A 22,323-nucleotide genomic window follows, 5' to 3' on the forward strand; every position below is an offset into this window, starting at 1 on the left:
TCCAGCGCGCGGTTTAGGCTGCGCCGGTGTCGCGCTCTGCGTCAAGGGCGTGGGCGCGCTCCTGCTCTTCGATGGCCAGCTTGTCGATCCCGTGCATGTCGCGGGGCTCCAGCTCGCTGACGAGTTCGAACGCCGTCAGCTCGCGCGGCGCCTCCTCGATGCCCTCGATCACGCCGATGACCTTCGACTCGTCGAGCGCGTTGAGCTTGCGGGCCGCGGGGAAGACCTGGCGCTCGAACGACCCGACGAAGCCGTTGTAGTCCTTGACCGTGCGCTCCAGCGACCGGCCCAGCTTCTCGATGTGACCGGCCGTAGTGGAGAGACGGCTGTACAGCGTCCGGCTCAGGTCGAACAGCTGCTTCGCCTCCTGCGTCAGCACATCCTGCTGCCAGCTGAAGGCCACGGTCTTGAGCACGGACCACAGGGTTACGGGCGAGGCGAGCGCGACCCGCTTACCGAAGGCGAACTCCATGATAGAGGGATCGGCTTCGAGAGCCGACGACACGAGCGACTCGCTCGGGATGAACGCGATGACGAGCTCGGGGGAGGACTCGAGACCGGTCCAGTACGCCTTGCTTCCCAGAGCCGTGATGTGGTCGCGCACCGCCTTGACGTGCTGCTTGAGCAGCGCCTCCCGCTGTGCGGCCTCCGAACCGGTCGCCGTCGCCGGGATCTGGCTGGCCTCGAGGTACGCGTTGAAGGGCACCTTGGCGTCGAGCGCGATGCTCTTGCCGCCGGGGAGACGCACGATCATGTCGGGACGGCCTGCGCCGGACTCCGAGTGGATGCTCGACTGCACGTCGAAGTCGACGCGCTCGATGAGACCCGCGGCCTCCACGACGCTCCGCAGCTGGGTCTCGCCCCAGACACCGCGGGTGCTGTTGGAGCGGAGGGCCGACGCGAGGGCCTCCGCCGTGCTGCGCAGCCGCTCCTCCGACTCCGCCGCCGACCGCAGCTGCTGGGCGAGCTGCCCGTGCTGCTGGTTGCGCTGGGTCTCGAGCTCGATGACCTTGCGCTGCATGTCCGTCAGGCTCTCGCGCACCGGGGCGAGGGCCTGCAGCACCTTGCTCTCGGCGCGCTCGCGCTCGGCGCGGGCCTCCGCCTCGGCGCGATGCTGCTCAACCGTCTCGCGGTACTGCTCCTGGGCGGCCCGTAGTTGATCCTGGAGCGCATCCACCCGGCTGTGCGCAGCGGCGAGGTCGGCCCGGATCTCCGACTGCACCGCCGTTTCGGCCGCCCGCAGCTCGGCGAGCTCGGCCTGATGTTGAGCGGCGAGCACGACCGGGTCGACGACCGGCGCGGCGGGCTCGGTCGACGTCCGCGAACGCAGGAGGCGCAGGACGGCGACGCCCGCGCCGACGGCGCCGACGACGAGGCCGATCAGGAGGCCGAGGAGCAGGGCGAGGATGTCCATGCCCTCAGTGTGTCAGCAGCCGCCGACACTGCCGCTTCCGCGCCCCGCGAGTCCGATCCCGTCCCGCCGAGACGTGCGGAATCGCTCCAATCCGCGGCGGATCGCCGCATCATGTCGCGACTCGATCAGGCGGCGATGGGAACGCCGATGCGTCCGAGCCGGGCGCCGGTCAGCTCGGCGAGGTCGGCGATCGTGGCCGCGTCGTGCCGCCGGGCGGCGTGGATCATGATGGCCGCGCACGCCTCGGCATCCGCCAGCGCGTCGTGGTGCGCGAAGTCCTCGAACCCGGCCGCCATCGCCGCGACGGGAAGGCGGTACGACTCCAGGTGGTACGTCTTCCGCGCGACCTGCAGGCTGCACAGGTAGCTGTACTCCGGGCAGGCGACGAAGGTCGCCGCGCACGCGGCCCGGATCACGCCCATATCGAAGCCCGCGTTGTGGGCAACCAGGTGGTCGTCCTCCGCGAACTCGACCAGATCGGCCAGCTGGTCGACCCAGCCCGCCGCGTCGGCCACATCCTCGGGCCGGATGCCGTGGATGCGCACGTTCCACTCCTGGAAGACGTCGTGCCCCAGCGGCGGCCGGATGAACCATCCCGCGCGATCGACCACCTTGCCGTCCCTGACCTTGACGAGTCCGACCGAGCAGGCCGATGCGGCGGAGGAGTTGGCGGTCTCGAAGTCGATGGCGGTGAAGTCCAGGGTCACGTCGTCATGCTGACACGGCCCACCGACGCCGCCCGGCATCCCGCCCGCGCGCCGCCGCATCCCGCCGCGAGGTGCACGTTGTTGCGGTCGACACGCCGTGTGAATGCGCACCTACGTGCACCTCAACCGCGCGGCCGGGCGTGCGTCGGTCGCGACGCGTACGATCGGCGGCATGCGATCCCGTCAGCAGCGCGACCTCCATGCCGCCTCGTTCGACCGCGCCGCCGACCTCTACGACGCTGCCCGGCCGACGTACCCGGCGGAGGCGGTCAGCTGGCTCCTCGACGGGGTGGAGGGGCCGGTGCTCGACCTCGGCGCAGGGACGGGCAAGCTCACGGCATCGCTCGTCGAGCGCGGACTCGAGGTCGCCGCTGTGGACCCGTCGCCCGAGATGCTGCGCGTCCTCCAGGAGCGTCTCGCCGACGTGGATGCGCGCGAGGGCGCCGCCGAGCGCATCCCCTTGCCGGACGACGCCTTCGGGCTGGTGGTCGTCGCTCAGGCGTGGCACTGGGTGGACGCCGACCGAGCTGTTCACGAGGTCGCCCGCGTGCTCCGCCCCGGCGGCCGGCTCGGACTGGTCTGGAACGAGCGCGACGAGAGCGTCGGCTGGGTGCGCGAGCTGGGGGAGCTGATGGATGCGGGCTCGGCCGTGTTCGACGACGAGGCCGACCCGGTGGTGCCGCCGCCGTTCGGTCCGCTCGAACGTCACGAGACCCGCTGGGTGCAGGCGCTCACCGTCGACGGCCTGCTCGATCTGGCGCGCTCCCGCAGCTACTTCATCACGAAGGACTCGGACGGCCAGGCCGCCGTGATCCAGTCGCTGCGGCGTCTCGCTCGCGAGCATCCCGACCTCGCCGGGCGCGACACCTTCGAGCTGCCGTACGTGACCCGCAGCTACCGGGCCACGCTGGAGGGCTGAGCCGCCCGACCGTCGGCCGGTCGCAACCCACCCGCCCCGTAGAATGGACGACCGTGGCTCTCACTATCGGAATCGTCGGGCTGCCCAATGTGGGCAAGTCCACCCTGTTCAACGCGCTGACCAAGAACGACGCGCTCGCCGCGAACTACCCGTTCGCGACCATCGAGCCGAACGTCGGCGTGGTGAACCTGCCCGACCCGCGGCTGGATCGCCTGGCCGAGCTGTTCCACAGCGAGCGGACCGTGCCCGCTCCGGTGTCGTTCGTCGACATCGCCGGCATCGTGAAGGGCGCGAGCGAGGGCGAGGGCCTGGGCAACAAGTTCCTGGCGAACATCCGCGAGGCGGACGCCATCGCCCAGGTCGTGCGCGGGTTCAGCGACGCCGACGTCGTCCACGTGGCCGGGAAGACCGACCCGGCCGGCGACATGGAGACCATCAACACCGAGCTCATCCTCGCCGACCTGCAGACCCTCGAGAAGGCGGAGCAGCGGTACGAGAAGGAGGTCAAGGGCCGCAAGCTGGAGCCGGTGGTCCTGGAGACCGCGCGCGCCGCGATCGAGTACCTCAACTCTGGCAAGCCGCTGTCGACCTCGTCGATCGACCTGGAGCCGGTCCGCGAACTGGGCCTGCTCACCGCCAAGCCCTTCATCTACGTCTTCAACGTGGACGAGGATGTGCTCACCGACGAGTCCCGTCGAGCCGAGCTGGCCGCCCTGGTCGCGCCCGCGCAGGCCGTCTTCCTCGACGCCAAGCTGGAGTCGGAACTCATCGACCTCGACACGGCCGACGCCGCCGAGCTGCTCGCGTCGACCGGCCAGGAGGAGTCCGGCCTCGACCAGCTCGCCCGCATCGGCTTCGACACCCTGGGCCTGCAGACCTACCTGACGGCCGGCCCGAAGGAATCGCGTGCCTGGACCATCCACAAGGGCTGGAAGGCCCCGCAGGCGGCCGGCGTCATCCACACCGACTTCGAGAAGGGCTTCATCAAGGCGGAGGTCATCTCCTTCGACGACCTGATGGATGCCGGAAGCGTCGCCGAGGCCCGCTCGCGCGGCAAGGCGCGCATGGAGGGCAAGGACTACGTCATGCAGGACGGCGACGTGGTGGAGTTCCGCTTCAACGTGTAGGTGGCCCCGGCGTTCACCAGTGCCGTGACCCGGGCGACCCCTTGAAGGGTCCGACCACGGCTCTAGTGATCCAGCCGCCGTAGAAGTCTCCGGGCTGCGGCGTGACGACCTCGCCGTCGACCGTGCACTCGTCCATCTGCTGGGCGTAGACGGCGACGCGGTCGCGGAGCGGCTCGAACCCCGGCGACGGATGCGGGTAGTTCCACGCGCACGCGGGCCGAATCTCGCCTCCGCCGCGCACGTCGAAATAGCGTGCGGTGCCTTTGAACTCGCAGAACGACGAGCCGTCGGCGTCGACCAGGGCGCCGGTCGCGAAGTCCGCTATCGGGAGGTAGTAGACCGGCGGATGGCTTGTCTCGAGCACTCGGACAACGTCCCGGGTTTCGACGATGAGCTGCCCGCCCAGACGGATCGTGACAGGCACGGCGACGCTCTCGATTCGCGGCGGCCTCGGGTAGTCCCACACAGACTCCTGACCCGGTCCGGGGATCTCGGGGCGCGGTCGGGGCACCTGTTCACTCTACGTCCGCGGTGATTCACTGGAGCATGGCCGCCTCACCGATGTTCCCGCTCGGATCCGTGCTGTTTCCCTCCGTAACCATCCCGTTGCGGGTGTTCGAGCCTCGGTATCTCACGCTGGTCGGGCGTTTGCTCGACGAGGTCGAACCGGGGTTCGAGTTCGGCGTCGTGCTCATCGAGCGCGGATTCGAAGCCGGGGGAGGCGACCAGCGCGCCTCGGTCGGAACGATGGCGCGTCTTGTGAGCGCCGCCGTGGGCGCCGACGACCTGCTCATCGTCGGCGTGGGGACCCGGCGGTTCACGGTCGAGCGATGGCTCGACGACGACCCGTATCCCCGGGCCGAGCTCTCGATGCTGCCGGATCTGGAGTGGTCCGAGGCTCTCGATCCTCTACGGGCCGAGGCAGAATCGGTTGTCCGCCGCGTGGTCGCCCGCGTCGCGGAGCCGCCGTCGGATGCCGACATCGAGCTGTCGAACGACCCCGTCGAAGCAGCGTGGCAACTGGCGGCGATCGCCCCGCTGGGCGAGTACGACAGGTATACCCTGCTGAGATCGACATCGTTGGGAGGTCTCCTGCGTCAGACGATCGATCTGGTCATCGAAGTCGAGGAGCTCGGGTCCGCCGAGGGAGGCGTCTGACGCGTGGATTCCCGCTTCATTGTGGGTGACGAATCACTTTCTCCATGGCGGCGGGCCTCCCCGGTATAAATGCAGGTGATGCGGTTATGTCCTGGTGGCTCGCACGAGCCTTCCAGCCCGTGCGGCGATGGGATATCGGATGGGTTCGGCGAACGACGATCTGGAAACTCTGCTCTTCGAGAGCAAGACCACCGCTCCGCTCTTCGACCCGGCCTATGTTCGCCGGCAGGACCTCATCCAATCGCTGCGCGCCAGTACCTCCCGGATCGTCACGGTCGAGGCGCCCGCCGGCTACGGGAAGACGTCGCTCCTCGCCGAATGGGAACACGACGAAGATCGGGCGACCGGTTGGCTCACACTCCGCGAAGACGATGACGATCCGGCGGCGCTGATCCGCCTCCTGGCCCGCGTGTGCACGGCGTTCGCATCGGAGGCCGAGTCGGTCTTCACGCAGATCGCGACCACCCAGACGGGAGTGCTGAGCAGGCTCGCCCCGGCGCTGGCTCTTGCGCTCTCACGGTGCGAACGCCCATTCGTCCTGTTCATCGACGACGTCCACGTGCTGAGAACGGTCGGGTGCATCGACGCCTTGGAGGTTGCTCTGGCTCGCGTGCCGGCGGGATCACAGGTGGTGCTGGCGAGCCGGCAGCATCTGGCGGCCCTGGCCCGAGGTCGCGTCGAGATGTCGGCGGCCAGGGTCGGGGCGGCCGAGCTGCGCATCGACCTCGAGGGGGCGGCGCGGATCGCCGACGAAGCGGGCGCTCACGTGGACCAGAGCATCCTTGAGGACTGGGTGGAGCGATGCGAGGGCTGGGCGGCCGGGCTGCACATGTACGCACTGCTCTCCAGAAGCCGGCCGTTCGCCGTCACGAGCGACCACAGCGCACTCGCCGACTACCTCTATCGAGAATGCGTGCGCGACCTCCCGGAGGACACCCGCCAGTTTCTGATCCGCACCTCGATCCTCAGCACCCACATCCCGGACCTGTGCGATGCCGTGCTGGAACGTGACGATTCGATCCGGATCCTTCGGGACCTGGAATCGCGCCAGCTTTTCGTCACCGCGGACGTGGACGGCCGCGCGTTCCGCCTGCATCCCCTGTTCAGGGAGTACCTGTCGGATGAGCTGCAGCTCGAGTCCGCCTCGCTGGTGCCGGCCTTGCACGCTCGAGCATCGCAGTGGTTCGCCGAGCGCGGGCAACTCCCCGCGGCCATCGATCATGCCATCGCGGCGGGGGACTTCCCTACCGCGACGGCCCTCGTGACCGCCGCCGGTCTCCCGGCCTACGAGGCGGGCCAGAGCGGGACACTCGGCCGGTGGCTGCGTGAGATCGGCGACGCCAACCTCCTGGCGAACCCGTCAGCCGTTGTCGTCTTCGCCTGGTTCGCGGTCCTCGCGGGATCGGATGACGACGCCCGCAAGTGGGGCACCCTGTTGGGGATGGTCCCCGATGACGCTGCAGCCGCCGGAATCAATGTCGCGTCGGCGAAGGCGATGATCCGGGCCATCATGATGCGCGACGGCATCGAATCAGCCCTCGAGGACGCGGAGTTCGCGGCTGAGGTCGAGCCGCTGGAGAGTCCGTGGCGAGACCCCGCCGTTCAGATACTCGGAAGCACCCTGCTCCATGCCGGCTATGAAGAGCGTGCCAGGATCGTGCTCGGTGAGGCGATCCACATCGCCAGCGTCCATGGCAATCCCGCCTCCATCGTGATCTGCGAGTCCGAGCTCGCCTTCCTCGCGATCGAGGCCGGAGGGTGGGAGCAGGCGGCGCCGCACATCCAGAGAGCCTTGGACACCATCCGGGCGGGAGGCATCGAAGGCTACGTCATGTCCGCGTACGCGCACGCGTCCGCCGCCTGTCTGGAACTCCATGCCGGCCGAACCCTGTCGGGGAGACGGTACCTGGCGAGGGCCATGTCAGAACGCCAACGATGCGGGAGCGCCGTGCCGCTCCTCAGCATCCCGACCCGGCTGCTCCTCGTCCGTGCGCAATTGGCCGTCGGGGATGCGGATGCGGCCCGGATCCTCCTCGATGAGATCGATGAAGTCCTTCCCCCGGGCCTCCCAGGCGACGCCTTGGACACACGGAGAGCGTTCGCCCGGAACCTGCTTGCCGAGCACACGCGGACGCGGGAGCGTCGTGCCGACTCCGTGGCGCTGACCGAAGCCGAACAGCGTGTGCTTCCCTACCTGCAGACTCACCTCACCCGACCGGAGATCGCACAGCGCCTTTACGTCTCGCCCAATACGGTCAAGACCCACATCAGCGCGATCTTCCAGAAATTCGGGGTGTCGTCGCGTTCGGAGGCGGTGCGGCGGGGGGTCGAGTTGGAGCTCCTCGGCAAGGCGACCGAGCTCACGCCGGTCTGACGCGGGCGGCGGGCGTGCTCGTCGCTACTGCGGACGTCGAACTCAGGGAAGAGGCCGTCGCCGTTGCGCCTCATTTCGCGGACTCAATCGCCGTCGCCCAGCATGTTGAAATGATGGGCGAGTCGGTCGAGGGTGAATTCCTGCCTGAGCTTGCACGCGCTGTTCTGGTTGGCGAACAGGCCTTTCTCCCAATACGCGTCTTCCTCCGGAACCGTGCGCGTCCACGCAACCGGCACGACCCACTCGTCGTCGTCATCCGACTCGGCGTCTGGATGAACGTAGGAACCGACGAGGGGCTGACTCGCGAGAGGAACGATGCTTCCCTCGACGTCTACGCGCGCGTCAGCAAATCTAACGGGGGACCCGGTGACTGTGCCGACGCCGACGTAACCGGTTTGTGGAATGTGAACCCATATCCGGGCGCCCTCAGGCAACGCACGGATCGTCTGACTGTAAAACTTGCCACCGCCGGCCGAGACGAAGCCAAGCCTGCGGGCGTCATTCCAGGATCGGTCTCCACCGAAGGAGACGTACCAGTCGAGTCCGTTCCACGTTGCCCGCTTTGAGGCGGAATTCGGACCGCCGCCTGCTGATCGCTCGTCGGACGCTGCCAGCCACGACCGCGCGAGGTAGCGCCGACCGTCGTCCTCGATGTAGGTGAAGAAAACGGCGTTGATCGGCACCCCGAAGCTGCGAAGGTACGTAACGATTCGCTCGGAGCTCGGGTCCAAGGCAGAGGCGACCACAGTGAGCTGAAGCTCCCCGTTGATCTCGTCGGGCGGCGCAACGCCGAAGGCCTCCTCGAATGCCGCCTCGAAGGGCTGGCCGAGCTCCTTCCTGGCGATGTCGATGACGTCGTCCCGCGACAGCGTGGTCACCCACGAGCCGTAATCGAGCACTTGCGCAACAACTTCTCGTGGCGTTCGATCCCGTTTGAGTTCGAGCACGTGGAGATTGCCGTCGGCATCTATCGCCAACAGGTCCAGTCGTTTCCCAAACGGCGTGATGACTTCGCTGCCTATGACCAGCAGAGGAGTTCCTAGAAGGGACGGGTCCCGCCTGAGCAGTTGGTGCAGTTCGTTCTCGGTGGGAAGTGCTGCGGCCGTCAGAGGCCTGAGTTCTCGACCGTCGATCCGCCACATCCGCATCTCCACTGGCATCGATCGTCGCTCCACTCTGAATTGCCCAGGCCGCAAGAGAAGGTCTCCGATTTCGGAGAGCCCACCTTGTGGATCACGAGATGACTTTAGCCGGGGTGAATGCCGCTAGCGCGGTGCCGGCCCCTTCACCAGCTCCGCAGCACCGCCGCCTTCGGACCGGCGACCAGGGTCCGCGCGGGCACGTCCTCCGCGACGGTCGCGCCCGCGGCGATCACGGAGTCGCGGCCGATGGTGACGCCGGGGAGGATGGTGGCTCCCGCGCCGATCCACACGTTCTCTTCGACCGTGATGGGGCCGCCGGTCAACCAGATGCGGCGGTCGTCGGTGTCGACGGGGTGGCCGACGGTGATGAAGGTCGCCTTGGGGGCGACCATGACGCGCTCGCCGAGGGTGATGCCCGCGTAGTCGAGGAAGGTGCAGTTCTGGTTGATGAACACCCGCTCCGCCAGCTCCAGGTTGCGCCCGTGGTCGGTGAAGAACGGCGGGTGGATGGTCACCCGTGGCGGGAGCGGGCGGCCCAGGATCTGCTCGAACAGTGCGGACTTGCCGTCCTCGTCGTCGAAGGGGAGGACGTTCAGCCGCGAGGTGAGCGCGGTCACCTCCAGCACCCGCTCGGACATCGCCTGGAACTCGAGACTCTGGATGCGCATCAGCAGCTCGGACACCCCACGATCCTGACGCGGCGCCGAGCGTGCGCGCAGCGGACACGCCAGCGCGCGCCCAGAGCGCGACGCACGCTACGGTAAGGCTCGACACCGCACATCCAGGAGGACCCATGCCGTACGTCGTCGACTTCGAGAACGTCTCCACCGTCGGGCTCGAATCGTCGCCCGTGGCGGACGCGCTCGCCGGCCTCCGCGCGAACGAAGCGCGGTACTACCGCAACAAGTACGACCACGTCTTCACCGTCGGCACCGCGGAGGAAGAGCAGGATGCGGTGGACCGGGTCGCGCGCGTCCTGAAGGAGGAGCGCGGCATCGTCATCGGCTCTCCGGCGCTCGAGGCCACGAACTTCGAGGCCGACGGGATGCGGATGACGTACGTCTTCTACGAGTCCGGGCTGTCGATCAACGTGATGTACACGCTCGCCGAGGGCGGCAAGCGGGCGGTCGGCTTCAAGCTCTCCGACGGGATGGACGTGCCGGAGGAGCTGTCGTCGTTCAAGTTCGCGCGCCAGAAGTCCCGGCTCGCGGGGACCATCCGCGGGTCCTATTTCGTGATCAAGGGCGAGTACTGACCTCCTCCGTCACACGACGGCGCGGACGAACTCCGCGACGGTCGAAGCGATGAGGTCTCGCACACCGGCTGCGCCCAGCGGGGACGCCTTCGGCACCCTCATGCCGTGATCGGCGCCCGGGACCTCCACCACCCGGATACGATCGGCTGCCGTGGCGGGCGACGCGCCGACCTCCGCCGCACCCACTTCGGAGGCGACGAGAGCCGCTGACCCGAACGGGTCGCCGCTGCCCTGGACGACGAGCACAGGGACGACCGGCTCGAGCAGTTCGTCGAGCCGCGACCGGTCGGCCTTGCCCGGCGGGTGCAACGGGAACGCAAGGCAGACGACAGCTCGAGCGCCAAGGACCGTCGCCGTCCGACAGGCGACGCGCGCGCCCGCGCTGCGGCCGCCGGTCACCAGGGGAAGGTCGCCCGCGAGCTCCCGGACCCGCGGCGCGGTCTCCTGCCAGGCGATGTCGAGGGTGGTCGGGCGGGCGGCCACGCGCTTGCCCGCGACACGCCACGGCTGCTCGTAGCGCACGACGGTGATGCCCTCCCCGGGCAGCCGGGAGGTGAGCACTGCGAGGTCGGCCGCCTCGATGCCGCCGCCGGCGCCGTGGCCCAGCCAGAGCACTGCGGTGGGGTGTTCGGCCGCGGAGACGGTCAGGCGGCCGGGGCCGACCGTGGTGGGGACGTCGATCTGCATGGAGTCGACGCTACCCGTTCGGTTCAGCGGGGGACGGTCGGCGAGGGAACTGTGGAAAAGGGGGAGAGGACGTCCGCTGGGGACGGAATTGCGCACATCCCGACCGCCCGGCATTCGTCGCAACTCTTGCTTCCGCACGCCGCCGGGCGGACCATGGAAGAGGCGATGCGGGCGCCACGGGTCGGATGGGGATGATCACGATGGTCGCGGACTCACGGGTGTGCAGAGTGTGCGGAGGGCCGATCTCCGCGGAACGGCGGCTGGTGCCGACGTCACGCGGGGCATGGGCAGTGGTGACGGTCGCGGTGGGCTGCCGAAATCCGCTCTGTCGCGCGTCGTCGATCGCCCAGCAGCGCATGGTGCCCCCCGGCACCACCCTGGTCGCCTGAGCGCAGGCGACCGGCCGACCGTCTGTGGGTCGCAACACGCCGTTCTGTCGCGCCCATAACGGCGTGTTGCGACCCCCAGGCCAAGACGCCAGCAGCCGCGGTCAGGAGGCAGCGGCGGCCGCACGCCCCGCCCGCCCGGGCCGCACGAACACCAGCAGCGCCAGGTGCACCACCGCCAGCACGGTCGCGACGCCGACGGCCGTCAGCCAGCTGCCCGCGGTCGTCCCACCGCTGAACAGCAGCCCGAGCACCGTGGTCGCGACGATCGCCCCGACATAGCGCGACGTCTGGAAGATGCCCGCAGCCACGCCGCTGTCCTCCGGGCGGGCCGCCGAGTAGAGCGCCTGATTCATCCCGATGCTCACGACGCAGTAGGGGATGCCGAGCGCCGCGGTGAGCACGAGCACGACCCAGGGTGCCGTCGTCGCGGCGGCGACGGCGAGAAGGGCGGCCCCGACGACGAGCGCGATCGCACCGGTGATCAACGTCGGCCGCAGCCCGACGGACTCGATCGCGCGCGCGGCGAGCGGCGTGACGACGATGGTCACGGCCGCGAGCGGGAACATCAGCAGCCCGGCAACGCCCGCGCTGTAGCCTCCGTGCGTCTGCAGGTACTGCGGCAGACCGAAGAAGGCGGAGTAGTAGACGACGTTGAAGATCGCGAAGCTGAGGTACACCAGCAGCAGGCGCCGGTTCGCCGCCAGCAGCCGCAGATCGAGGAACGGGTGCGCCGTGCTCAGCTCCCGCCAGACGAACAGCGCGGCGGCCAGGGCGCACACCGGCAGCAGCCACCAGAGCGGCTGCGGTTCGAGGTCGAGCAGGAAGATCAGCAGCGACGTGAGGGTCGCGATGAACAGCAGGATGCCCGGAATGTCGGACTCGGCCAGGGTGCGCGCCAGCGGCACCCGCTCCCGCTCGGCGTCCGCCGGTGCGAAGAACCACACGCCGACGAAGGCGATCAGGGCCAGCGGCACGTTCACCCAGAAGATCGACTGCCAGCCGAGGAACGTGATCAATGCGCCGCCGAGCACCGGCCCGATCGCGGCGCCGGAAGTGTTGGCGATCTGGATGCGGCCGAGCAGTCGCGGCGTCCCCACCCCGGAGGCCGCCGCGAGCGGTCGCAGCAGGGCGATCGCCGAGGGGAACGCGGTCGCGGTCCCCACCGCGAGAGCGACTCGGCCGACGCAGACCGCGGCGAGGGACCCGGCGAACGGCGTGAGCGCGCACGCGAGGACGACGACCAGCATCCCGAACAGGAACAGGCGGCGCGGGCCGAAGCGGTCGCCGAGCCGGCCCATCAGCGGCTGGCCGGCGGCCGATGCCAGGTAGAACGACGTGATGACCCAGGTCACGGCTGTCACATCCACACCGAAGTCGTGCTGCAGCGGCACGAGAGCCACGGCGATCATCGACGAGTTGAGCGGGTTCAGCAGCGTGCCGAGGCTGAGCGCGGCGACGGCCGCCCCCGTGCGCGGGCGCGCAGGATCGTCGGAGCGGGTCACTCGGTCCACGCTACCCGGATCGCGCGATCAGTCGTCGAGGTCCTCGGTCGTGACGGGCACGGTGGAGCGGTAGGGGTAGGCGGGCATCGACGAGTACTCCTCCTCGTCGGCCAGCTCGTACACGTCGTAGGCGAGGGCCCCGGCGAACAGGGTGGCGACGCGGATCTCGCCGGGAGGGCACCCGCCGATCAGGGGCACGACCACGACGCTGTCGAGGGTCCGGCCGTCCTCGTAGAGGAGGGCCGCTTTGATGGTTCGCGTAAGTGCGTCCATGACCGGACTTTACGGCGATTCGCACAACCGTGACTTGACGGCGCGCGGTGGTTTGGAGAAAGTGATCCCGACAGGAAGGACTCGCGTGGGAACGCTGATCTACGACGGGGCCGACGGCTTCACGTTCGACGACCGGGTGCTCGCGCACCTCCAAGCGGTGGTCCAGACCAAGCTGCGGCGCCGGGAGGGCTTCCTCCTCATCTGGACGGATCGCACGGCCGGAGCGGAGGGTGTGCTGCGGTCGATCTGGCTCGACCCCTCCATTTCGCTGCAGTTCGTGTTCGCGCGGCCGGAGCTGCCGGAACTGAACCGCGATTGGCTGACCATCCTCGGCGAGAGGGCCAACAGCAACTCCGGGCTGATGCTCGAGGACGACCTGCGCGCGGAGATCCGCGAAGAGATTCCGGAGGGAACCTACCGGGCGAGCCGGACGAGGAACGGCAAGCGCCGCGAGGGGGCGTGACGTGGGCAGGCTGGTCTACGGGACCGCGCCGCAGGAGTACGAGTTCGACGACCGCACCCTGGCGCACGTCAAGATCGCCGTCGTCACGAAGCTGCGCCGCCACGAGAGCTTCCTGCTGAACTGGCAGATCCCTGCGGAGCTCGGCGGAGGCCGGGTGAGCCTCTGGATCAGCCGGGACATCCCGCTCGCGTTCGTGTTCAGCGGGACCAAGCCGCCGCGACTCAACGACACGTGGATGGATGTGCTCCTGCGCACGAGCCAGCGCACCGGTGGAATGGTGGTCGTCTCCGAAGCGGAGGCGGAAGCGATCGTCGAGCGGGACGAGAGAGGGGACTGAGGATGTCGTTCCAGGCGTATCTCGACGCGGTCGAGGACAAGACCGGCAAGACGCCGCGCGAACTGGTCGCGGAGGCGGGGGAGCGCGGGTTCGGCCCGGGCACCAAGGCGGGTGAGATCCTCGCCTGGCTGAAGGACGATTACGGGCTGGGGCGCGGACACGGGATGGCGATGGTGCATGTGATCACCAAGGGCCCGCAGATCGACACGAAGTTCGTCGGGACGGACGGCGTGCACCGGGACGAGTCGGCAACGCTGTGGCTCGACGGGAAGGCGACCAAGCCCGCCGGCTGAATCCTTGCCTCACGGTCCGCCTGGCCGCGCTCAGGGCAGCAGCGCGAGCTTGCCGCCCGGGTGTCCCTCCTTCAGGAACGCGAGGGCCTCCGGCGCATCGGCGAGTGGATACGTCCGCGCCATCGGGACCTGGAGGCGGCCGCTGCCGGCCAGCTCGAGGAGCGGGCCGCGCACGGAATCGCGGAACGCCTGGCTCTCCGGCTGCGCGCCGAAGACGGCGTGGAAGCCCTCCTGCTGTGCGCGCTGGGCCGCGACGATCGTGACGATGCGCAGCCGGTCGGGGACGAGTTCTAGGGAGACGTCGATCGCCTCGTCGGTTCCGACCGTGTCGAGCGCCGCGGCGATGGGACCTTGGGCGGCCTCGGTCGCCCGCTCTGCGAGCCCCGGTCCGTATGCGATGGGCAGGCCGCCGAAGCGGCGCACTCGGGCGAAGCTCGCTTCGCTCGCCGTTCCGATGACGCGTGCGCCGATCTCGGCCGCCTGCTGGAGGATGCTCACGCCGACCGCGCCCGATGCTCCGTGCACGAGGATGGTCTCGCCCGCGCGCACGTGGGTCACGTCGAGCATCTGGGCGGCCGTCGTGCCGACGAGCAGCAGGTTCGCGGCCTCTTCGTCGGCCAGCCGAGCGGGCTTGGCGAACACGTCCTTCGCCGGGACGGTGACGGCGGTGGCATAGCCGCCCTGGATGCGGAACGCGACGACCGCGTCGCCGACGGCCCGGCCACCGGACGCGATCTCGGTATTCGGACCGATGGCCGCGATGACGCCGGCGACCTCGTAGCCGATCGGGACCGGGAGCTCGAGGCCCTCTCGGGGTGCGGACACGTGCTTGTAGTCCGCCGGATTGACGCCCGCGGCGCGGACCTCGATCGTGACCTCGCCCTGCCGAGGTTCCGGAACCTCGACCTCCGCGAACTCCCATGTCTCCGGCCCGCCCCAGCGGGTCGCTCGCCACTGTCGTGCTGTCTTCTGGCTCGCCATGGTCGCAGTCAACTCCCGTCGGCTGTGCGCCGGCTCAAGAAGCGCACGACGGTGTCTCAGGTGGCGGAGACGCGGTCCGCAGCGCGGCCGCTGTGCCGGGCACGGCGCGGGCGGGTCGGTGCGAGGCGAAGCATCTGGGCGGTCGAGCTGTCGTCGAGCTCGACCAGGTCGCCGCGCGACTTGATGAAGTCGCTGAACGACCGGTACCCGAGGGCCTTCTCGCTGAAGGACGGGTCCATCCTCTTCATCTGGCCCTTGACCGTCGAGCTGTGCAGCCACGGCGAGTCGTCCTTCTCGTGGCCGAGCTGCATGGCGCGGGCGAGGAGGCGGGTGGCCACGTGCTGGGGGTCCTCGCTCTGCTCCTCGTCCGCGTCGTCGGCGCTGGTCGTGGTCGCCGCGCGCTTGCGGCTGCCGCGCTTCGGCCGCTGGGCAGGCTCGGCGGCTGGAGCCGACGCATCCACCGCCCCGGCTTCGGCAGCGGCGCCATCCGTCTCGGCCCGGTCGCCCGCAGGCTTCGCGGCGACCGCGGTCACCGGCTCGGTGACGGCCGCGACCTCGACGTCGTCCGCGTCTTCCGCCTCGTCACGGGCGATGCCGGGGAGGTCGTCGTAGCTGACGAACTCGTCGCACGCCGCGGCGAGCGACTTCGCAGTCGAGCCGGCGACGCCGATCCCGATCACGTAGCGCCCGAGGCGCTTCACCCGCTGGGCCAGCGGGATGTAGTCCGAGTCGCCCGCGACGATGACGACGTGCGTGAGCTCGGGAAGCCGGAAGAGGTCTTCGACCGCGTCGACCGCGAGCCGGATGTCGGCGCCGTTCTTGGCGTAGGCGGCGGCCGGGAAGAGCTGAACGAGGTCGACCGCGCGGCCCACGAGCTGGCCGCGGTACTCGGCGTTGACGGCGGACGACCAGTCGGCGTACGCCCGCGTCAGCACCAGCGTGCCGAACGACGAGGAGAAGTCGATCACCGCACCCAGGTCGACGCGCGCTTCCGCCAGCTTCTCGGCGAAGCCCGCCTTGGGCGCGGTCGAACTCGACTTGGGCCGATCGCGCATATAGGAGCCACGACCGTGCACCTGGTCGTAACGGGATATGACGATGTTGTCGAAGTCTATGTAGACAGCGACACGGCCGTCTCCGGGTTCACTCATGCTGCCACGATAGCTTGCGGCCGCCGTGAGCCGACCGGCGGGAAGCAAGATGTGCACAAGCTGCGGCTGTGGATGGACGACACCAGGTGCCGCCCATCCACTCGCCGGTCAGACCCGCGCGTAGCGGTCCGCGACGTAGAGCGCCGCGTCGATCGCGGCGAGACCACGACGCAGCTCGTCCTCTTCGATGACCAGCGGCGGCGCGACGTGCACGCGGTTGAAGTGGGTGAACGGCCAGACGCCCGCGGCCTTGCAGGCCGCCGCGACCTCGGCCATCGGCGCCGCATCCGGTCCCGCCGCGTTGAACGGCACCAGCGGCTCCCTCGCCTCGCGGTTGCGCACCAACTCCAGCGCCCAGAACAGGCCGCGGCCGCGCACCTCGCCGAGCGATGGGTGCCGCTCCTGCCACGACCGGAGCTCCGGCTCGACCACGCGCGAGCCGAGGTCGCGCACCCGCTCCAGGATGCCGTCCCGCTCGAACACGTCGAAGGTCGCGACACCGGCGGCGCAGGCCAGCGGGTGTCCCGAATAGGTGAGGCCGCCCTGGAACGCCACATCGTCGAACCGCGCCGCGATGGCGTCCGAGATGACGACGCCGCCGAGCGGTACGTACCCGGAGTTGACGCCCTTCGCGAAGGTGATCAGGTCGGGCACGACGTCGAACGCATCCACGGCGAACCACTCGCCGATCCGCCCGAATCCGACCATGACCTCGTCGGCGATGTACACGATCCCGTACCGGTCGCACAGCTCGCGCACGCCCGCGAGGTACCCGGGCGGCGGCACCAGCACGCCGTTCGTGCCGACGACGGTCTCGGCGATGAGCGCCGCGATCGTGCCGGCGCCCTCCAGCACGATCACGTTCTCGAGGTGCTCCAGCGCGCGCTGGGTCTCCTCCTCGGGCGAGGTCGAGTGGAACGCGCTCCGGTAGGGGTACGGGCCGAAGAAGTGCGCGACCGACGGGTCGCTCGGCTCGTTCGCCCAGCGCCGCGGGTCGCCGGTGAGGGCGATCGCGGTCGAGGTGCCGCCGTGATACGAGCGGTACATCGACAGCACCTTGCGGCGGCCGGTCACCGCGCGCGCCAGGCGCACCGCGTACTCGTTCGCATCCGCCCCGCCGTTGGTGAAGAAGACCTTGTTGAGCGTCCCCGGAGCCACCTCGGCGATACGCCGAGCGAGCTCGCCGCGCACGTCGTTCGCCATGGACGGCTGCACCGTGGCGAGGCGGCCCGCCTGCTGCTGGATGGCGGCGACGAGGTCGGGATGCTGGTGCCCCAGGTTCAGGTTCACCAGCTGCGAGCTGAAGTCGAGGTACGCATTCCCGTCGTAGTCCCAGAACGTGGAGCCCTCGCCCGCGGCGATCGGCAGCGGGTCGATCTTCGCCTGGGCGCTCCACGAGTGGAAGACGTGCGCGCGGTCGTCGCTGCGCACCTGGCGCTCGGCCGCCGTATCCCCGAACGGATGCTCGACGCCGTGCCGGTCGCGGTAGCCGGTCCGGGTGCCGGTGGTCGGGATGGTGTCCGTCATCGTCGTCTCCTCGCTCACGCGTTGCCCGGGAAGGCCAGTTCGATGCGCGAGTGCAGGGGGTCGGGCCAGCGCGTGGTGACCACCTTGCTGCGCGTGTAGAAGTGGAACGACTCGGGTCCGTAGATATGCGAGTCGCCGAACAGCGAGTTCTTCCAGCCGCCGAACGAGTAGGCACCGACCGGGACGGGGATGGGCACGTTGATGCCGACCATCCCGACCTCCACCTCGAACTCGAAGCGGCGGGCTGCCCCGCCGTCACGGGTGAACAGCGCGACGCCGTTGCCGTACGGGTTGCCGTTGATGAGCTCGATCGCCTCGTCGAAGGTGTCGACGCGCACCACTGACAGCACCGGGCCGAAGATCTCGTCGTCGTACGCCTTCATGCCAGGCTTCACGTTGTCGAGCAGGCTGACGCCGACGAAGAAGCCGTCGCCGTCGAACGCGCGTGCGGTGCCGTCCTCCACGACCGTCGCGCCCTCGGCCGCGGCGCCTGTGACGTACGACGCCACCTTGTCGCGGTGCTCGCGCGTGATGAGCGGGCCCATCTCGCTGGCCGCATCCGTGCCCGGCCCGATGCGCAGCGCGCCGAGGCGCGACTGGATGGCCGGCACCAGCCGGTCGCCGACGTCGCCGACCGCGACCACCACGCTGACCGCCATGCAGCGCTCGCCGGCGGAGCCGTAGGCGGCCGAGACCGCGGCGTCGGCGGCGGCGTCGATGTCGGCGTCCGCCAGCACCACCATGTGGTTCTTGGCGCCGCCGAGCGCCTGGACGCGCTTGCCGTTCGCCGACGCGCGCTGGTAGATCGAGCGGGCGATCGGCGTGGATCCGACGAAGCTCACCGCGGCGACGTCGGGGGAGTCGAGGAGGGTGTCCACCGCCTCCTTGTCGCCGTGGACGACGTTGAGGACGCCGTCCGGCAGCCCGGCCTCGCGGAACAGCTTCGCCAGGAACACGGAGGCGCTCGGGTCCTTCTCGCTCGGCTTCAGCACGACGGTGTTGCCGCAGGCGATGGCGCTCGCGACCATCCACAGCGGCACCATGACCGGGAAGTTGAACGGGGTGATGCAGGCGACCACTCCGACCGGCTGCTTGACGCTGTGCACGTCGATGCCGGTGGACACCTGCTCGCTGTACTCGCCCTTCAGCTTGTCGATCAGGCCGCTCGCGAACTCCACGTTCTCGAGCCCCCGGCCGATCTCGCCCGCAGCGTCGGAGAGCACCTTGCCGTGCTCGCTGGTGACGATGGCGGCGAGCTCGTCGCGACGCTCCGTGAGCAGGTGACGGAGGCGGAACATCACGTCGGCGCGCTTGGTCAGGCTGGTGGCGCGCCAGGCGGGGAAGGCGGCACGCGCGGCGGCGATCGCCCGTTCGGTCTCGGCGGCGTCGGCGAGGGCGACCTCGTGCTGGCGCTCGCCGGTGGCCGGGTTGAACACCGGGCCGGTGCGCAGGGCGCCGGTCGACTCTGCGGCGGTCTCTTCGCCGGCGATGAAGTGGCGGATCAGGGCCACGGGGATCCTCCTCGCGGTTTCGCCGGACGTTCTGCCCGGCGGTGACAGTAAGCTTTCCTCCCAATGATCACAGAGCAGAGGCGGTAGGAGCGATGCCAGATCGTCGGGACCCGCACGCGGTCCGAACAGTTCGTCCGGAGGGCTCGGGCGGCGCGGCGCGGCCGGTCGTGCCGTCGTCGTCGGTGCTGCCGACGGTGCGCGAGGTGCTCCGCATGGAGCCGGTCGCCGTCGCCTTGCCCGAGGTGCTGACCGGCCGGGATCGGCTGGATGCGCCGGTTCGCTGGGTGCACGTCGCCGAGACGGCCGAAGCGGCCCGGCTGGGCTCCGGCGGCGAACTGCTGCTCGCCACGGGCGTCGGCTGGCCCGCCGACGCCGCGGCCCTGCGCCGGCTCGGACGCGTGCTCGTGGATGCCGGCGTCGCCGGCCTTGTGCTAGAACTCGGACCCCTGATGCCGAGCGCGCCCGCCGCGCTCGTCCAGGAGTTCCAGGCGGCCGGGCTGCCGTTCGTCGTCCTCCACCGCGAGGCGCGCTTCGTCGCGATCACGGAGGCCGTTCACTCGCGCATCATCGCGGAGCAGATGGTGGCGTTGCGGGCGCGGGACGACATCCACGCGCTCTTCACCGGGCTCAGCCTGCGGGGGAGTCCGGCCGACTTCATCGTGGAGCAGGCGGCGCGGGTGCTCGGTTCGCCGGTCGTGCTGGAGGACACCGGCCACCGGGTGATCGCGGCCAGTGGGCTGACGGCCAGTGGGCTAGGGGCCGGCGGCCCAGCGGCTGGCGGCGGCCCGGTCTCGGGCGGGGCGAACACGTCAGGCGAGGACGAGCTCGCCGACTGGGAGCAGCGTTCGCGCGCGGCCCACCGGTCGGGCGCGAGCGGGTGGACGATCGTCCCGGTCGAAGCGCGGGGCATGCGCTGGGGGCACCTCGTCGCGCTGCCCGGGGATCCGCATCCCGCCGGGCGCTCCAATGTGCTGGAGCAGGCCGCGGTCGCGCTCGCGCTCAGCCGGCTCTCCGACCGTGATGACGACGAGTGGACGCGGCGCAGCCACGACGCGCTGCTCGCGGCGCTGATCGGCCGGCGGTTCTCGGGGGAGGGCGGCGTGACCGCCCGGTTCGAGGCGGCGGGCTTCCCGCTCTCCGGACGGCTGGTCGCCGGGGTGGCGGTGCGGCTGCGCTCCGGGACGCTGCCCGTGTCGGCCGCAGCGCGAGCCGTCGAGGCGGCGCGGACGGCGGGTGCCGACGCGGTGGCCGGGCGGCATCCCGAGCAGCCGGGAACACTCGTCGTCGCCGTGTCCGCGCGGCCGGGCCGCCAGCTCGCGGATGCGCTGTTCGGCGCGATCGCGGACGCCGTCGGGTCGGTGCGGCTCGACGACCCGGCCGCGGTCGTCGCCGTCGGGTCGGACGCGCGCGGGATCACCGGGCTGCTGTCGTCGCTGGAGGAGGCGGTCGAACTGGCGGCCGGATCCGCCGCGCGGACCGACGCGCGCCTCGGGCGGAAGCCGCACATCCAGCGCGTTCAGCATCGGCCGCTGCTGCGGCTCGTCAACGCGCTCGGCAGCGATCCGCGGCTGCTGGAGCACACCGAGCAGCTGCTGCGGCCGCTGATCGAGTACGACCTGGCGACCGGCGGAGACCTCGTCGAGGTGCTGCGCGCCTACCTCAGCCACCCCGGGAACCGCACGCGCGCGGCGGCGGCGAGCCACCTGTCCCGGTCGGTCTTCTACCAGCGGATCGCCCTGATCGAGGAGCTGCTCGGGATGGATCTGGACGACGGCGAGACTGTCGCGGCCCTTCACGCCGCGGTGCTGGCGCGGGGTCGCGCGGCGACCTGACGGCGGCCGCTGCTGCGGCATCCGTGCCGAGTCTCGCGTGTCGTGCCTGCGAACGCATCCCCTCGCCACCTGAGCGCTCTCGCACGATGCGACGGGTGCGCGAAACGCGCGAACAAGTATTGTTGGCCGCGCACCATGAAGGGAGGCGGCCGTGAGCAACGGAGCGGGGCGCGTGACCATCGCGGGGCTGGCCGACCAGCTGGGGCTCTCGAAGGCGTCCGTGTCGTACGCGCTCAACGGGCTGCCCGGAGTGAGCGACGAGACGCGCGAGCGGGTGCTGGCTTTGGCGGAGCAGCTGGGATGGCATCCCAGCTCGTCCGCGCGTGCCCTGTCGCGGGCGCGGTCCGACACCATCGGCATCGTCCTCCGTCGCGACCCGAGCCTGCTCGGCGCCGAGCCGTACTACATGAGCCTGCTCGCCGGGGTCGAGTCGGAACTGTCCGAGACCGGGCAGTCGCTGCTGCTGCGCATGGTCGGCACGGACGCAGGTCAGGAGGTCGCCGCCTACCGCCGCTGGAGCGCGGAGGCGCGGGTGGACGGCGTCATGCTCTTCGACATCACCTTCGACGATCCGCGCCCGCAGCTGCTGGAAGAGCTCGGCCTCGCGTTCGTGCTCCACGGCAACCGGGAGGCGGTCGCGCCCGGCAAGGTGCTGCTCTACGACGCGCGCGCCGACGCCGGACTGCTCGTCGAGCACCTGGCCTCCCTCGGCCACCGACGCGCGCTGCACATCGCGGGACCCGCCGAGTTCGAGCACGAGCAGGACCGGCGCGACGCCGTCGCCGCGCACGGGCGGGAGTTCGGCGTCGAGTTCTCGTTCGCGGTCTCCGACTACTCGATGGAGTCGGGGGAGCGGGTCGCCGCCGAGCTGCTGGCGACCGACACATCCATCACCGCGGTGCTGACCTCGAACGACCTGCTCGCCCTGGGCGCACAGACGGCGCTCAACCATGCCGGCCGTGAGGATGTGGCCATCGTCAGCTGGGACGACTCCCTGCTCTGCCGCCTCGGAACCCGCCCGATCACCGCGCTCGACCGGTACCCGGAGGAGCAGGGGCGGCGGTCGACGCGGCTGCTGCTCGACCAGCTCGCCGGCCGTCCGGCGTTCGACCGCCGCGCGCGGCCGAGCCGCCTCGTGCCGCGTGCCACGAGCATCCGCGCCGGCGAGCACGCCGCCCGCTGAGCGCGCGCTCGCTGCGCTCGCCGCTCGCTCTGCCGCCTGCCGAGGTGCACGTAGTTGCGGGCGACACGCCGTAGCCGACCGCCACTACGTGCACCTCA

22 protein-coding genes are annotated in these 22,323 nt (G+C 70.2%); 10 read left to right on the forward strand and 12 right to left on the reverse strand.

The features are described 5' to 3' along the window. Positions 1–13: 13 nt before the first annotated feature. Positions 14–1,414, reverse strand: coding sequence for a DNA recombination protein RmuC (gene rmuC, locus AXZ95_RS17265; protein WP_018191541.1), 1,401 nt, complete (start codon positions 1,412–1,414; stop codon positions 14–16). Between the two features lie 125 nt (positions 1,415–1,539). Then, positions 1,540–2,121 carry an exonuclease domain-containing protein gene (locus AXZ95_RS17270; protein WP_039731421.1) on the reverse strand — a complete coding sequence of 194 codons (582 nt, stop codon included), beginning with the start codon at positions 2,119–2,121 and terminating at the stop codon, positions 1,540–1,542. A 172-nt stretch (positions 2,122–2,293) separates the two neighbouring features. On the opposite strand from AXZ95_RS17270, the gene AXZ95_RS17275 reads away from it, so the two are divergent. Together AXZ95_RS17275 and ychF are read left to right on the forward strand one after the other, a co-directional pair. Continuing rightward, positions 2,294–3,040, forward strand: coding sequence for a class I SAM-dependent methyltransferase (locus AXZ95_RS17275; protein WP_026307231.1), 747 nt, complete (start codon positions 2,294–2,296; stop codon positions 3,038–3,040). 53 nt (positions 3,041–3,093) lie between these two features. Further along, positions 3,094–4,167, forward strand: a complete 1,074-nt coding sequence (gene ychF / locus AXZ95_RS17280; protein ID WP_018191538.1) for a redox-regulated ATPase YchF — start codon at positions 3,094–3,096, stop codon at positions 4,165–4,167. A 13-nt stretch (positions 4,168–4,180) separates the two neighbouring features. On the opposite strand, the gene AXZ95_RS17285 is transcribed toward ychF, so the two are convergent. After that, positions 4,181–4,678, reverse strand: a complete 498-nt coding sequence (locus AXZ95_RS17285) for a DUF427 domain-containing protein (protein WP_043742471.1) — start codon at positions 4,676–4,678, stop codon at positions 4,181–4,183. A 35-nt stretch (positions 4,679–4,713) separates the two neighbouring features. On the opposite strand from AXZ95_RS17285, the gene AXZ95_RS17290 reads away from it, so the two are divergent. Both AXZ95_RS17290 and AXZ95_RS19905 read left to right on the forward strand, forming a co-directional pair. Continuing rightward, positions 4,714–5,325 (forward strand): LON peptidase substrate-binding domain-containing protein, encoded by a 612-nt coding sequence (locus tag AXZ95_RS17290; protein WP_026307229.1) that lies wholly within the window; start codon positions 4,714–4,716, stop codon positions 5,323–5,325. Positions 5,326–5,464: 139 nt separating this feature from the next. Then, positions 5,465–7,699 carry a LuxR C-terminal-related transcriptional regulator gene (locus tag AXZ95_RS19905; protein ID WP_018191535.1) on the forward strand — a complete coding sequence of 745 codons (2,235 nt, stop codon included), beginning with the start codon at positions 5,465–5,467 and terminating at the stop codon, positions 7,697–7,699. 83 nt (positions 7,700–7,782) lie between these two features. On the opposite strand, the gene AXZ95_RS17300 is transcribed toward AXZ95_RS19905, so the two are convergent. Then, the gene (locus AXZ95_RS17300; protein WP_026307228.1) at positions 7,783–8,859 is read right to left on the reverse strand and encodes an endonuclease NucS domain-containing protein; all 1,077 of its coding nucleotides are present in this window, start codon (positions 8,857–8,859) and stop codon (positions 7,783–7,785) included. A 125-nt stretch (positions 8,860–8,984) separates the two neighbouring features. After that, positions 8,985–9,524, reverse strand: coding sequence for a sugar O-acetyltransferase (locus AXZ95_RS17305; RefSeq protein WP_018191532.1), 540 nt, complete (start codon positions 9,522–9,524; stop codon positions 8,985–8,987). Between the two features lie 110 nt (positions 9,525–9,634). On the opposite strand from AXZ95_RS17305, the gene AXZ95_RS17310 reads away from it, so the two are divergent. Then, entirely contained in the window at positions 9,635–10,096 is a 462-nt protein-coding gene (locus AXZ95_RS17310) for a hypothetical protein (RefSeq protein ID WP_018191531.1), read from the forward strand. A gap of 9 nt (positions 10,097–10,105) precedes the next feature. Here the strand turns inward: AXZ95_RS17310 and AXZ95_RS17315 are convergent, their stop codons facing one another. The 3 genes from AXZ95_RS17315 to AXZ95_RS17325 form a co-directional block, all read right to left on the reverse strand. Next, the gene (locus AXZ95_RS17315) at positions 10,106–10,783 is read right to left on the reverse strand and encodes an alpha/beta family hydrolase (protein ID WP_018191530.1); all 678 of its coding nucleotides are present in this window, start codon (positions 10,781–10,783) and stop codon (positions 10,106–10,108) included. Positions 10,784–11,273: 490 nt separating this feature from the next. After that, the gene (locus tag AXZ95_RS17320) at positions 11,274–12,674 is read right to left on the reverse strand and encodes an MFS transporter (RefSeq protein ID WP_018191529.1); all 1,401 of its coding nucleotides are present in this window, start codon (positions 12,672–12,674) and stop codon (positions 11,274–11,276) included. Between the two features lie 27 nt (positions 12,675–12,701). Further along, positions 12,702–12,947: a hypothetical protein gene (locus AXZ95_RS17325; RefSeq protein WP_018191528.1), complete on the reverse strand. Its 246-nt coding sequence runs from the start codon at positions 12,945–12,947 to the stop codon at positions 12,702–12,704. Between the two features lie 85 nt (positions 12,948–13,032). On the opposite strand from AXZ95_RS17325, the gene AXZ95_RS17330 reads away from it, so the two are divergent. Genes AXZ95_RS17330 through AXZ95_RS17340 form a run of 3 tightly spaced genes read left to right on the forward strand, consistent with a single transcriptional unit; the run spans position 13,033 to position 14,040 of the window. Next, the gene (locus tag AXZ95_RS17330) at positions 13,033–13,410 is read left to right on the forward strand and encodes a hypothetical protein (protein ID WP_018191527.1); all 378 of its coding nucleotides are present in this window, start codon (positions 13,033–13,035) and stop codon (positions 13,408–13,410) included. A gap of 1 nt (position 13,411) precedes the next feature. Continuing rightward, positions 13,412–13,747 carry a hypothetical protein gene (locus AXZ95_RS17335; RefSeq protein WP_018191526.1) on the forward strand — a complete coding sequence of 112 codons (336 nt, stop codon included), beginning with the start codon at positions 13,412–13,414 and terminating at the stop codon, positions 13,745–13,747. A 2-nt stretch (positions 13,748–13,749) separates the two neighbouring features. Then, positions 13,750–14,040 (forward strand): DUF4287 domain-containing protein, encoded by a 291-nt coding sequence (locus AXZ95_RS17340; RefSeq protein WP_018191525.1) that lies wholly within the window; start codon positions 13,750–13,752, stop codon positions 14,038–14,040. Positions 14,041–14,070: 30 nt separating this feature from the next. On the opposite strand, the gene AXZ95_RS17345 is transcribed toward AXZ95_RS17340, so the two are convergent. The 4 genes from AXZ95_RS17345 to AXZ95_RS17360 form a co-directional block, all read right to left on the reverse strand. Beyond that, a complete protein-coding gene (locus AXZ95_RS17345) occupies positions 14,071–15,021 on the reverse strand; it encodes an NADP-dependent oxidoreductase (RefSeq protein ID WP_018191524.1) in 951 nt (316 codons plus the stop codon). A 56-nt stretch (positions 15,022–15,077) separates the two neighbouring features. Continuing rightward, positions 15,078–16,172 (reverse strand): NYN domain-containing protein, encoded by a 1,095-nt coding sequence (locus AXZ95_RS17350; RefSeq protein ID WP_026307226.1) that lies wholly within the window; start codon positions 16,170–16,172, stop codon positions 15,078–15,080. Positions 16,173–16,280: 108 nt separating this feature from the next. Next, positions 16,281–17,717, reverse strand: a complete 1,437-nt coding sequence (locus AXZ95_RS17355; RefSeq protein WP_018191522.1) for an aspartate aminotransferase family protein — start codon at positions 17,715–17,717, stop codon at positions 16,281–16,283. Continuing rightward, complete coding sequence (locus tag AXZ95_RS17360; RefSeq protein WP_018191521.1) at positions 17,714–19,210, reverse strand: CoA-acylating methylmalonate-semialdehyde dehydrogenase; 1,497 nt, start codon at positions 19,208–19,210, stop codon at positions 17,714–17,716. The genes AXZ95_RS17355 and AXZ95_RS17360 overlap by 4 nt, the downstream gene beginning before the upstream one ends. A gap of 92 nt (positions 19,211–19,302) precedes the next feature. Between AXZ95_RS17360 and AXZ95_RS17365 the strand changes: the two genes are divergently transcribed. Continuing rightward, positions 19,303–21,042, forward strand: coding sequence for a PucR family transcriptional regulator (locus AXZ95_RS17365; RefSeq protein WP_026307225.1), 1,740 nt, complete (start codon positions 19,303–19,305; stop codon positions 21,040–21,042). A 151-nt stretch (positions 21,043–21,193) separates the two neighbouring features. Next, positions 21,194–22,225 carry a LacI family DNA-binding transcriptional regulator gene (locus AXZ95_RS17370; protein WP_018191519.1) on the forward strand — a complete coding sequence of 344 codons (1,032 nt, stop codon included), beginning with the start codon at positions 21,194–21,196 and terminating at the stop codon, positions 22,223–22,225. The last annotated feature ends 98 nt before the right edge of the window (positions 22,226–22,323 follow it).

It is taken from the genome of Leifsonia sp. 115AMFTsu3.1 (assembly GCF_004362795.1).
Lineage (GTDB): Bacteria > Actinomycetota > Actinomycetes > Actinomycetales > Microbacteriaceae > Leifsonia.